Below are 11,771 nucleotides of genomic sequence, written 5' to 3' on the forward strand. Positions count from 1 at the left end.
TTGGCCGGGGCCTTCTTCGCCGCGGTCTTCTTCGCGGCAGTGGTCTTGGCCGGGGCCTTCTTCGCCGCGGTCTTCTTCGCGGCAGTGGTCTTGGCCGGGGCCTTCTTCGCCGCGGTCTTCTTGGCCGCAGTGGTCTTCTTCGCCGCGGTGGTCGTACCCGCGCCGCTGCCGCGCTTGACTGCGGGTCCGGATGCCGAGAGCTTCTGCTTACCCGCGACGACCGCCTTGAACTGCGCGCCGGGGCGGAATGCCGGCACCGAGGTGGCACGCACCTTCACGGTTTCACCGGTCCGCGGATTGCGAGCGACGCGCGGTGCGCGACGACGCTTTTCGAAGACACCGAAGCCGGTGATGGTCACACTCTCACCGCGGTTGACCGCACGCACGATCGTGTCGACGATCAGCTCCACGGATTCGGTCGCTACCTTGCGATCCGCGTCGAGCTTCTTCGTCAGCTCATCAATGAGCTCTGCCTTGTTCATTGGAATACCTCCGCAAGCTGTTCTGGCCGTGTCTGATATAGCCAGCTAACCCCACACGGTAAACGTCGTGGGCGAAAACGTCCATCTTCCACGCCAATCGGCGGAACGTGTTGCGAAAATTTCACGCCGCTAACACGTTCCGTCGATGGCGTCGGTGTGGGAGTAGGCCTGCGGAGATACTCAGCCCGGCAGGGTGACCGGCTTGTACGCGGGGCGGGACCTCTCGTACTCGGAAATCGCGTCTACCTGGCGCAATGTGAGTCCGATGTCGTCGAGACCCGCCATCAGGCGCCACCTGGTGTACTCATCAATTGTCAACGGCACCACGAGGTCTCCGGCGGTAACCGTCCGCTCTTGGAGACTCACGGTCAATTCGAGGCCGGGCTGCTCCTCGAGCCGCTTCCAGAGCAGTTCGACGTCGGATTGCTCGACCTGCGCGGCGACCAAGCCTGCCTTGCCTGCGTTGCCACGGAAGATGTCGGCGAACCGGGAAGAGATGACCACCCGAAATCCGAAGTCCGACAGTGCCCAGACGGCGTGTTCGCGCGACGATCCGGTGCCGAAGTCCGGTCCGGCGACCAGGACGGACCCGCGGCTCCACGGTTCTGCGTTGAGGATGAAGTCGGGATCGGTGCGCCAGCTCGCGAAGAGTCCGTCCTCGAATCCGGTTCGGGTGACTCGCTTGAGGTAGACGGCCGGGATGATCTGATCGGTATCGACGTTGCTGCGGCGCAGCGGTACTCCGATCCCGGTGTGCTCGATGAAGGGTTCCATGTTTGGCTCCGGTGTGCGTTGGGAAGTCGTGCTGGGTGGTGGTGGGACGATCGACCGACGGCCATCCTCTTACGACGGGGCGCGGGTCAAGGTCCTTGCGTCACTAGAGGTCTGCCGGTGCGGACAGGGTGCCGCGCACGGCGGTGGCGGCAGCCACGGCCGGGGAGACCAGGTGAGTTCGCCCACCTTTGCCCTGCCTGCCCTCGAAATTGCGGTTCGACGTCGAGGCGCACCGCTCGCCGGGAGCGAGTTGATCGGGATTCATGCCCAGGCACATCGAGCATCCCGCCTGGCGCCACTCGGCGCCTGCGGCAGTGAAGATCTCGCCGAGCCCCTCCGCCTCGGCCTGCGCTCGCACCCGCATCGAACCCGGTACCACCAGCATCCGCAGCCCGTCGGCGACTTTGCGGCCCTTGAGGATTTCGGCAACCGAGCGCAGATCTTCGATCCGTCCGTTGGTGCACGAGCCGACGAAGACCGTGTCGACCGAGATCTCACGCAGCGGGGTGCCGGGGGTCAGATCCATGTACTGCAAGGCCTTGACCGCCGAGCCGGCCGCGTTTTCATCCCCCAGGTCGGCCGGATCGGGCACGACCGAGGACAGTGGTGCACCCTGGCCGGGGTTGGTACCCCATGTCACGAAGGGCGACAACTCGCCTGCGTCGATGTGCACCTCGGCGTCGAATTCGGCGTCGGGGTCGGTACGCAACGAGTTCCAGTACGACACCGCGGCATCCCAGTCCGCGCCCTGCGGCGCGTTCGGCCGGCCGGAGAGGAATTCGTAGGTCACCTCGTCGGGGGCGATCATCCCGGCGCGGGCGCCGGCCTCGATCGACATGTTGCAGATGGTCATCCGGGCTTCCATCGACAACTTCTCGATCGCCGAGCCCCGGTACTCCAGGACGTAGCCCTGCCCGCCGCCGGTCCCGATCTTGGCGATGACGGCCAGGATGAGGTCCTTGCTGGTGACTCCTTCGGGCAGTTCTCTGTCGACGGTGATGGCCATGGTCTTGAAGGGGCGCAACGACAATGTCTGGGTCGCCAGGACATGCTCGACCTCAGAAGTCCCGATACCCATTGCCAGCGCACCGAATGCGCCATGGGTCGAGGTGTGCGAATCGCCGCAGACGACGGTCATTCCGGGCTGGGTCAGGCCCAGCTGCGGGCCGACCACGTGCACGATCCCCTGCTCGTCGTCGCCCATGGGATGCAGGCGAATGCCGAACTCCGCACAATTGCGACGCAGGGTTTCGACCTGGGTGCGCGACACCGGGTCGGCGATGAGGTCGGTCTTGGTGGTCGGGACGTTGTGGTCCTCGGTGGCGATCGTGAGGTCGGGCCGCCGGACCGGGCGGCCCGCGAGGCGCAGGCCGTCAAAGGCCTGCGGGCTGGTCACCTCGTGGACCAGGTGCAGGTCGATGTAGATGAGGTCGGGCTGCTGTCCCCCGTCGGCGTCGCCGTGAACGACGACGTGGTCCTCCCAGACCTTCTCGGCGAGAGTACGTGGGCCCGTTGGGATGCCCGTCGCGGTTGGGCTGTTGGTCATGGCTCTGCTCACATCCGTCTGTTGCGAGTCGGTGTCGCCGAACCAGCTGGGCGGCGGTTCACCGACCGACGTGCGTCTCACTATTTGGACGGCTAGTATCGTCCTATGGGAAATGGTAGCGCATCGGAGCCCAGCAGCGGAATCGGTGTCCTCGACAAGTCGGTCACCGTGCTGCGCGCCATCGCCGAGACACCGTGCAACCTCACGGAGTTGTGTGAACGGACCGGACTACCCCGGGCCACCGCGCACCGGTTGGCGGTGGGACTCGAGGCGCACCGACTGCTCGCCCGCAACGCCGCCGGACGTTGGCATCCCGGTCCGGCACTGGGCGAACTCGCCTCCTCTGCACACGATCCGGTGCGCGAGGCGGCCCTGATGGTGTTGCCACGGCTGCGCGATATCACCGGTGAATCTGTCCAGATCTACCGCCGTGAGGGCTCCGAGCGGGTGTGCATCGCCGCGATGGAACCACCGACGGGGCTTCGCGACACCGTGCCCGTGGGTACCCGCTTCCCGATGACGGCCGGGTCGGCAGCCAAGGTCCTGGCGGCCTGGGCCGATTCGGGTACCCGGCGTCATCTCCTGTCCGACAGCGCCTTCAGCGACCGTGCGCTGCACGAGATCCGACGCCGCGGATGGGCTCAGAGCGCCGGCGAACGGGCGGCCGGGGTGGCCAGCGTGTCCGCCCCGGTGCGCGACGCCACCGGTGAAGTCGTTGCCGCCATCTCGGTTTCGGGTCCCATCGACCGGATGGGCCGCCGACCCGGGGCCCGCTGGGCCGCCGACCTGCTGGCTGCCGCGGAGGCGATCCACAAGCGGTTGGCGTCGGTCCGGTAGGGAAATGCGTTAGCGTCGGTGTCGCACACCACTCCGACGAGAGAAAGCGACCCAGCGCATGGGCGTGAATCAACGCAGCCAGATCGTGATGAGTCCCGAGGAGATCGAGGAGTTCATCACACGCAGTCGCACCGCGACCCTCGCGACGACGGGTCCCGACGGCGGTATCCACCTCGTCGCGATGTGGTACGGGATCGTCGATGGCGAGATCTGGTTCGAGACGAAGGCCAAATCGCAGAAGGCCGTGAATCTGGGTCGCCAGCACCGGTGTTCGGTACTCATCGAGGACGGCGACACCTATGACACGCTGCGCGGCCTCGCCATCGAGGGTATCGCCGAGATCCGCGACGACCCCGACTCCTGCCTGCGCGTGGGCATCTCGGTTTGGGAGCGCTACACCGCGCCCTACACCGAGGAGGCCAAGCCGTTGGTCGAGCAGATGATGCACAAGCGGGTCGCGGTGCGGATCGTCCCCACGCGCACGCGTAGCTGGGACCATCGCAAACTCGGCCTGCCGCCCATGCCCGTCGCCGGTTCGACGGCCCAGCATCTCTGAAGAACCCGAGCATCTCGGAACCGCCGTTTCGCTGAACCGGCAAGGTCGCCGGCCGGACCCAGCGGTCCGACATGACGAAGGCGCCCTCCCCGGTGTTCCGGGAAGGGCGCCTTCGTTTGTAGCCCCGACGGGATTCGAACCCGCGCTACCGCCTTGAGAGGGCGGCGTCCTAGGCCACTAGACGACGGGGCCAAGACCTTGGTGGTCGCTGGGGTACCAGGACTCGAACCTAGAATGGCGGTACCAGAAACCGCTGTGTTGCCAATTACACCATACCCCAAGGGGCTTCTTTCCCCTCGGAAAAGAACCTGCGATAGATTAGCAGAGCAACACCCCTGGACTACAAATCGCCAGGTCAGGACGACTTCGCTGCGAGATCGCGCGCAGCGCGCAGGCGCGCGATACTCACGTCGCGACCAAGCAGTTCCATGGACTCGAACAGCGGCGGCGAAACCTGCGACCCGGTGACGGCCACCCGCACCGGCCCGAACGCCTTGCGCGGTTTGAGGCCCAGATCGTCCACCAGAGCGGCATTGAGCGCATCATGCAACTCCGACGCCTGCCACGCCGGTACGCCCTCTGCGGCGGCGATGGTGGCGTCGAGGACCGCCACCGAATCGGGCCCGAGGTTCTTCGACGCCGCCTTCTCGTCGATCGTGAACTCGGCCTCGCCGACGTAGAGGAACGACATGAGCGGCCAGGCGTCGCCGAGCACCTGGATGCGTGTCTGCACGAGTTCGGCGAGGGCGGTGAACGCGACGTCGTCGAACGGTTCGGCCAGGTATCGGTGCTCGACGAGGTAGGCCTTCAGGCGGGCGGCGAAGTCGGCGGGTTCGAGCAACCGGATGTGCTCGGCGTTGATCGCGTCCGCCTTCTTCTGATCGAAGCGCGCCGGATTCGAATTGACGTCGCGCACATCGAAGGCGTCGATCATCTGATCGAGCCCGAAGATATCGGTCTCGTGTGAATAGCCCCAGCCGAGCAGTGCGAGGTAGTTGAGCAAGCCCTCGGGCAGGAAGCCACGGTCGCGGTGATGCAACAGATTCGACTGCGGATCCCGCTTGGAGAGCTTCTTGTTGCCCTCCCCCAGCACGAACGGAAGGTGCCCGAATTCCGGAACCCGCTCGGCGACACCGATGCGAATCAGCGCCTCGTACAACGCGATCTGCCGGGGCGTCGACGACAGCAGGTCCTCGCCGCGCAGCACATGGGTGATGCGCATGGTCGCGTCATCGACCGGATTGACCAGGGTGTAGAGCGGGTCGCCGCTCGCGCGGGTGAGCGCGAAGTCGGGCACGGTACCCGCCTTGATCGTCGTGGTACCTCGCACGAGGTCGTCCCACGAGATGTCGCGGTCCGGCATGCGAAGTCGCACAACCGGATTGCGACCCTCGGCGCGGTAGTCGGCGCGCTGGGAGTCGGTGAGGTCGCGGTCGAAGTTGTCATATCCGAGTTTCGGGTCGCGGCCGGCCGCGCGGTGACGTGCCTCGACCTCCTCCGGGGTGGAAAACGCCTCGTAGGCCTCGCCGGCGTCGAGCAACCTCCGGACCACGTCGAGGTGGATGTCGCGCCTCTCGGATTGCCGGTACGGCGCATACGGACCGCCGACCTCAGGACCCTCGTCCCAGTCGAGTCCCAGCCAGCGCAACGATTCCAGGATCGCGTCGTAGGACTCCTGACTGTCGCGGGCGGCGTCGGTGTCCTCGATCCGGAAGACGAAGGTGCCCTTGTCGTGCCGCGCCTGCGCGAAGTTGAACAACGCGGTGCGCACCATGCCGACGTGCGGGGTGCCCGTGGGTGACGGACAGAATCGGACGCGTACGGCGTCGGCGCCGGCGGACTTGGCGCCGTCGGAATCTGGACGGGCGGAATCGGTACTGGCCATGGGCCTCAGCGTATCGAACGCGCCGTGGCCGCGGTCAGTCCCGGTGACGGTCCAAGAAGTCGACGATCAGGCGATTCACCTCGGCGGGTTGTTCCAGGTAGCCGAAATGACCGGCCTTGGCCACCTCGGCGTACTCGGCTCCCGGGATCGCGCCGGCGACCTCCCGCGCGAGCTTTGGCGGGAGCGTGCGGTCGTCGGCGAATCCGACGACGAGGACCGGACGGGTGATGGCGCGGTAGGCCCCCAGCCGATCCTGCTCTCGGTGGTGCAACCCGAGTTGGGCCCGTACACCCGGGGTCACCATCTGCGGGGAGAAGCCGATGACTTCGAGCCAGTCCCGCGCCGACCGATCGTCGTCGAGGGTGTGTGGGGAGAGGTTGAGATGCGCGGTGATCGCCGCCGCGTATTCCGGCGGCAACGTCACCCGCTGGTCGTAGAGGGCGCGCTCGCCGGCCGAGATGGCTTCTTGCAGCGGGGTGTTGCGTCCGTAGGTGGCCAGCAGGACAGCGGCCCGCACCACATCGGGCCGGGCCAGCGCCAATTCCTGGACGATGCGCGCACCCAGGGATGTGCCGACCACGAACGCCGGGGCACCCAGATGCTCGATCAGCCCGGCGGTATCGGCCACCATGTCGGCCAGTGTGAAACCGTCGGCGCATTCCGACGACGGCGCGATACCGCGGTTGTCGAACAGCGCAACGCGATATCCGGCTTTGCGTAGTGCGGGTTCCTGATTGGCCTTCCACACACGTCCGGGGCTCCCGGTGCCCATCACCATCACCACGAGCGGCCCGGTGCCCGACACCTCGTAGGCCAGCTCGATGCCGTTGATGTGTGCGGTCCGCGCCGCCGCGGTCACGGCTTGTCCACCACCGGATTGCTCAACGTCCCCAGGCCCGAGACCGAGATCGAAACCCGTTGTCCGGCAGTCATCGGCCCGACACCCTCGGGTGTTCCGGTGAGGATCACGTCGCCGGGCAGGAGTGTCATCACGCGCGAGATCCATTCCACGATCGCACCGATGTCGTGCAGCATCAACGATGTTCGGCTGCGCTGGCGCACCTCACCGTCGAGCTCGGTGGTGATCTCGGCGTCGGACGGGTCGAAGGTGGTGTCGATCCACGGCCCCAGGGGACAGAAGGTGTCATAGCCCTTGCCGCGGGTCCACTGACCGTCGGATTGCTGCTGATCGCGGGCGGTGACGTCATTGGCGACGGTGTAGCCGAGGATGACCCCCGCGGCGTCGGCGGCCCTGACGTCCTTGCACGGCCGCCCGATGACGGCCGCGAGTTCTCCCTCGTAGTCGACCCGCTCGGAGGACGGGGGCCGCACGATCGGGACCTCCGGGCCGATGATCGAGGTGTTGGGCTTCAGGAAGATCACCGGATCGGCGGGGGCCTCACCGCCCATCTCGGCCGCGTGCGCCGCATAGTTCTTTCCGATGCAGATCACCTTGGTCGCCAGGATCGGTGCGAGCAACCGGACGTCGGCCAGCGGCCAGCTCCGTCCGGTGAAAGTCGGCGTACCGAAGGGATGCTCGGCGATTTCCTTGGCGACGACATTGCCGTCGAAATCCTCGAGTGAGACAAAGGCGACACCATCAGGACTGGCAATTCGACCAAGACGCATAACCAGAGCGTAGCGCACGGGCGGTGTCCACATTGCGGGACATCGGTTGGCATCACACCACATTCGGGTTCTAAGATATGGACACCTCATCTCATATGGTGAGAAATGAAACGTGCCGGCCCCGGGCCGCATCGGCCGAGGAGGCGACATGTTGTCCACCGACACCATCGGCACCGCTCACAGATGGGTGATGCTCGGGTGTTCGCTGATCGCCGCCATGACGACGACCTGCGTGGTCTCCGGCTTCGCCTATCTCATCCCGGCGCTGCACGCGGGTGGCATGACCATCTCGCGGGCCTCGGTCCTCGCCGCCGTCCCGACTGTCGGACTGATGCTCGCGATCATCGGCTGGGGCGCGCTGCTCGATCGGCACGGCGAGCGGTCGATCCTCATCATCTCCGTCTCGATCACCCTCGTCGCCGCCGTCGCCACCGCGTTGGCTGCGTGGCGGGCCGCGCCCTATCCGCTGCTGGCCGCGTTCCTGTTCCTGGGCGGCCTCGGTTCGGGCGCCGCCAACGGCGCGAGTGGACGAATCGTGGTGGGATGGTTCCCACCGACCCAGCGCGGTACCGCGATGGGCATCCGGCAGATGGCCCAGCCGCTGGGAATTGCGGTGTGTGCCTTGACCATGCCGGTGATCTCCGAACACTTCGGCATCGGTGCGGCGTTGCTCGTGCCGGTCGTGGTGACGGCGATCGGGCTGTGTGCGTGCGTCTTCGGCATCGTCGATCCGCCGATGGCGGCAGCAGGGTCATCGGCCGCCCTCAGCGCTCGAAATCCCTACCGCGACAGCTGGTTTCTGGCACGCGTGCATGCGGTCAGCGTGCTGCTGGTCATTCCGCAGTCGATGCTGTGGACGTTCGTGCCGACCTGGCTCATCGTCGCCCGGCACTGGTCCCCGGCGACCGCCGGTGTCCTCGTCACCGTCACCCAGACGATCGGCGCCCTGGGCCGGATCGCTGCCGGCAGATGGTCCGACGCGTGGTTGTCACGGATGCGTCCGATCCGGCTGATCGCCGTCGTCGCCGGGCTCGCGATGGCGATCCTGGCATTCACCGACTGGGCCGGCAGCCCCGTCTCGGTGGCGATCATGATGGTCGCGTCGATCGTGTCGGTGGCCGACAACGGTCTGGCCTTCACCGCGATCGCCGAATTCGCCGGGCCCCGGTGGAGTGGGCGCGGCCTGGGCGTCCAGAACACGGCGCAATATCTCGCGACGGCCGCCACCACGCCGATCTTCGGCGCGATCATCACCGCGGCCGGATTTCCGCTCGCGTTCGCGCTGAGCGCGGTGGCACCGGTGATCGCGGCCCCCCTGGTGCCGAAAGACCCGGCGCCCCAGGGCGAATCGGTACCCGTGGATACCCGATGACTCTTCGCCCGCGGCGGGCCGGACCGCCGCGGGAACCGGTGCGCTACAGCCGCTCGCGGATGCTCTCGCCGATCTCTGATGTCGAGAGCCGGCGACCGCCGCGCTCGAGCAGATCGTCGGCGACCGCCTGTTCGACACGCCGCGCGGCCTCGGCATTGCCGAGGTGCTCGAGCAGCAGCGCCACCGACAGAATGGCCGCGGTGGGGTCGGCCTTGCCCTGCCCGGCGATGTCGGGTGCGCTGCCGTGCACCGGCTCGAACATCGAGGGGTTGGTGCGGGTGGCGTCGATGTTGCCCGAGGCGGCGAGACCGATTCCGCCGGCGACGGCTGCGGCGATGTCGGTGATGATGTCACCGAACAGGTTGTCGGTGACGATCACGTCGAAACGCCCTGGATCGGTGACCAGATAGATCGTGGCGGCGTCGACGTGGCAGTAGTCGGTGGTGACGTCGGGGTATTCGGCGCCGATCTCGGCGACGGCCCGGCTCCACAGTGAACCGGCGAAGGTCAGCACGTTGGTCTTGTGCACGAGCGTGAGGTGTTTACGACGGCGACTCGCCCGCTCGAACGCGTCGCGCACCACCCGTTCGACACCGAAGCGGGTGTTGACGCTTACCTCGGTGGCGACCTCGTGCGGGGTCCCGACCCGGATGGAACCGCCGTTTCCGGTGTAGGGACCCTCGGTGCCCTCACGGACCACGACGAAGTCGATGTCGGGGTCACCGGCCAGTGGCGAGGTCACGCCGGGCAGGCGCCGTGCGGGGCGCAGGTTCACGTGGTGGTCGAGCGCAAAGCGCATCGTCAACAGCAGACCACGCTCGAGCACACCCGACGGGACCGACGGATCACCGATCGCGCCGAGCAGGATCGCGTCGTGTTCGCGCAACGACTCCAGATCGGCCTCGGTCAGCAATTCGCCGTTGCGGTGATAGCGGCGGGCACCGAGATCGAACTCGGTGGTGTCGACGTCGGGCACCACGGCGCGTAATACCTCGAGCGCCTCGGCGATGACCTCGGGACCGATCCCGTCGCCGGCGATGACGGCAAGTTTCACGACAGATCCACCTGTTCGATCAGGGTGGCGTCGACAGCCGCCTCGATGGCCCCGATCACGGATTCGTCGATCTCACGACTCACCCGCAGGATCATCGTGGCGCCTTCGCCCTCGGCGTCCTGCGAGAGGGCGGCGGCGAGAATGTCGACGCCCGAATCACCGAGGAGGGTACCGATCTTGCCGAGCGACCCGGGCTGGTCGGTATAGCTCACGAGCAGATTGAGACCCTCGGCGCGCATGTCGAAGTTGCGGCCGTTGATATTGACGATCTTCTCCACCTGGCGCGGCTCGGACAGCGACCCGGAGACGTTGTGCACCGAGCCGTCGGCGAAGACCGCCCGGACGTCGACGAGGCTGCGGTGGGTGGGGCTCTCGGTGGCGGTGACGACCTCGCTGGTGACGCCGCGATCCTCGGCCACCTTGGGTGCGTTGACAAAGGTGATCGGCTCTTCGAGCGCGGCCTCGAACAGCCCGCGCAGCGCCGACAGGCCCAGCACCTCGACATTGCTCGCGGCCAGCTCGCCGCGCACGTCGACCACCAGTGACGTCGGCAGCTCGGGACTGATGGCGCCGACCAGCACGCCGAGCTTGCGGGCCATCTCCAGCCAGGGGGCGACCTCTTCGTCCACGGCGCCGCCGACGATGTTGACCGCATCGGGGACGAAGTGCCCCGCCAACGCGAGTCGGACACTCTTGGCGACATCGGTGCCTGCGCGATCCTGCGCCTCGCTCGTCGACGCGCCCAGGTGTGGGGTGACCACGACCTGCGGGAGTTCGAACAACGGCGAATCCGTGCACGGCTCGGTGGTGAAGACGTCCAGGCCTGCGGCCCGCACCTGCCCCGCGGTGATCGCATCGGCCAGTGCCTGCTCGTCGATGAGACCGCCGCGCGCGGCGTTGACGATGATCACGCCCTTCTTGGTGCGTGCGAGCTGTTCGGTCCCGATGAGCCCCAACGTCTCCGGGGTCTTGGGCAGGTGCACGGTGATGAAGTCGGCTCGCTCGAGGAGCTCGTCGAGCGAGACCAGCTCGATGCCCAGTTGCGCGGCTCGCGCCGGCGACACGTACGGGTCGTAGGCGATCACATGTGTCTCGAACGCGCCCAGGCGCGCGGCGACGAGCTGCCCGATCCGGCCGAGCCCGACGACGCCGACGGTCTTGTCGAAGATCTCGACACCGTTGAACGAGGAACGCTTCCAGGTGTGTTGGTGCAGGGTCGCATCGGCGGCCGGGATCTGGCGGGCCGCCGAGAGCAGCAGCGAGATCGCATGCTCGGCGGCGGTGTGGATGTTGGAGGTCGGCGCGTTGACGACCATCACACCGCGCTCGGTGGCGGCCGGAACGTCGACGTTGTCGAGTCCGACGCCGGCGCGGGCGATGATCTTGAGCTTCTTACCCGCGTCGAGGACTTCGGCGTCGACGGTGGTGGCCGAGCGCACCAGGATCGCGTCGGCGTCGACCACGGCCTCGAGAAGCTTGGGACGGTCGGGGCCGTCGACCCAGCGCACCTCGACTCCGTCGCCGAGTGCTTCCACGGTCGAGGGGGCCAGTTTGTCGGCGATGAGGACGACCGGCAGGCCTGCTGAGGTCACAGTTTTCTCCAGGATCGGTGGCGAGAACGGGGGCGATGCCGTAT

The 11,771-nt window shown here is 67.0% G+C and carries 11 protein-coding genes and 2 tRNA genes; 3 read left to right on the forward strand and 10 right to left on the reverse strand.

Annotated features, from left to right (window positions below; all coding sequences use genetic code 11):
- From ACPXB3_RS08060 to leuC, 3 genes are all read right to left on the reverse strand, one after another.
- Positions 1-482 (reverse strand): HU family DNA-binding protein (locus tag ACPXB3_RS08060; RefSeq protein ID WP_425727308.1); only part of this gene is annotated, 482 nt, incomplete at its 3' end.
- 180 nt (positions 483-662) lie between these two features.
- Entirely contained in the window at positions 663-1,256 is a 594-nt protein-coding gene (gene leuD / locus ACPXB3_RS08065; protein ID WP_425703733.1) for a 3-isopropylmalate dehydratase small subunit, read from the reverse strand.
- Positions 1,257-1,359: 103 nt separating this feature from the next.
- Positions 1,360-2,802, reverse strand: coding sequence for a 3-isopropylmalate dehydratase large subunit (gene leuC / locus ACPXB3_RS08070; RefSeq protein WP_425727309.1), 1,443 nt, complete (start codon positions 2,800-2,802; stop codon positions 1,360-1,362).
- 105 nt (positions 2,803-2,907) lie between these two features.
- Between leuC and ACPXB3_RS08075 the strand changes: the two genes are divergently transcribed.
- The gene (locus ACPXB3_RS08075) at positions 2,908-3,639 is read left to right on the forward strand and encodes an IclR family transcriptional regulator (RefSeq protein ID WP_425703736.1); all 732 of its coding nucleotides are present in this window, start codon (positions 2,908-2,910) and stop codon (positions 3,637-3,639) included.
- Positions 3,640-3,697: 58 nt separating this feature from the next.
- Complete coding sequence (locus tag ACPXB3_RS08080) at positions 3,698-4,195, forward strand: pyridoxamine 5'-phosphate oxidase family protein (protein ID WP_425703737.1); 498 nt, start codon at positions 3,698-3,700, stop codon at positions 4,193-4,195.
- 119 nt (positions 4,196-4,314) lie between these two features.
- On the opposite strand, the gene ACPXB3_RS08085 is transcribed toward ACPXB3_RS08080, so the two are convergent.
- From ACPXB3_RS08085 to ACPXB3_RS08105, 5 genes are all read right to left on the reverse strand, one after another.
- Positions 4,315-4,387 (reverse strand) — tRNA-Glu (locus ACPXB3_RS08085).
- Between the two features lie 16 nt (positions 4,388-4,403).
- Positions 4,404-4,475, reverse strand: a tRNA-Gln gene (locus ACPXB3_RS08090).
- Positions 4,476-4,550: 75 nt separating this feature from the next.
- Positions 4,551-6,080 carry a glutamate--tRNA ligase gene (gene gltX / locus ACPXB3_RS08095; protein WP_425727310.1) on the reverse strand — a complete coding sequence of 510 codons (1,530 nt, stop codon included), beginning with the start codon at positions 6,078-6,080 and terminating at the stop codon, positions 4,551-4,553.
- 34 nt (positions 6,081-6,114) lie between these two features.
- Complete coding sequence (locus ACPXB3_RS08100) at positions 6,115-6,939, reverse strand: alpha/beta fold hydrolase (protein WP_425727311.1); 825 nt, start codon at positions 6,937-6,939, stop codon at positions 6,115-6,117.
- Positions 6,936-7,709 carry a fumarylacetoacetate hydrolase family protein gene (locus ACPXB3_RS08105; protein ID WP_425703742.1) on the reverse strand — a complete coding sequence of 258 codons (774 nt, stop codon included), beginning with the start codon at positions 7,707-7,709 and terminating at the stop codon, positions 6,936-6,938. The genes ACPXB3_RS08100 and ACPXB3_RS08105 overlap by 4 nt, the downstream gene beginning before the upstream one ends.
- Before the next feature lie 148 nt (positions 7,710-7,857).
- Between ACPXB3_RS08105 and ACPXB3_RS08110 the strand changes: the two genes are divergently transcribed.
- The gene (locus ACPXB3_RS08110) at positions 7,858-9,081 is read left to right on the forward strand and encodes an MFS transporter (RefSeq protein WP_425703744.1); all 1,224 of its coding nucleotides are present in this window, start codon (positions 7,858-7,860) and stop codon (positions 9,079-9,081) included.
- A gap of 43 nt (positions 9,082-9,124) precedes the next feature.
- Here ACPXB3_RS08110 and ACPXB3_RS08115 read toward each other — a convergent pair whose 3' ends face one another.
- Entirely contained in the window at positions 9,125-10,135 is a 1,011-nt protein-coding gene (locus tag ACPXB3_RS08115) for a 3-isopropylmalate dehydrogenase (RefSeq protein WP_425703746.1), read from the reverse strand.
- Complete coding sequence (serA, locus tag ACPXB3_RS08120; RefSeq protein ID WP_425703748.1) at positions 10,132-11,727, reverse strand: phosphoglycerate dehydrogenase; 1,596 nt, start codon at positions 11,725-11,727, stop codon at positions 10,132-10,134. Before serA ends, ACPXB3_RS08115 begins: the two co-directional genes overlap by 4 nt.
- Between the last annotated feature and the right edge of the window lie 44 nt (positions 11,728-11,771).

This window comes from Gordonia sp. DT219 (assembly GCF_049847065.1).
Taxonomy (GTDB): domain Bacteria; phylum Actinomycetota; class Actinomycetes; order Mycobacteriales; family Mycobacteriaceae; genus Gordonia.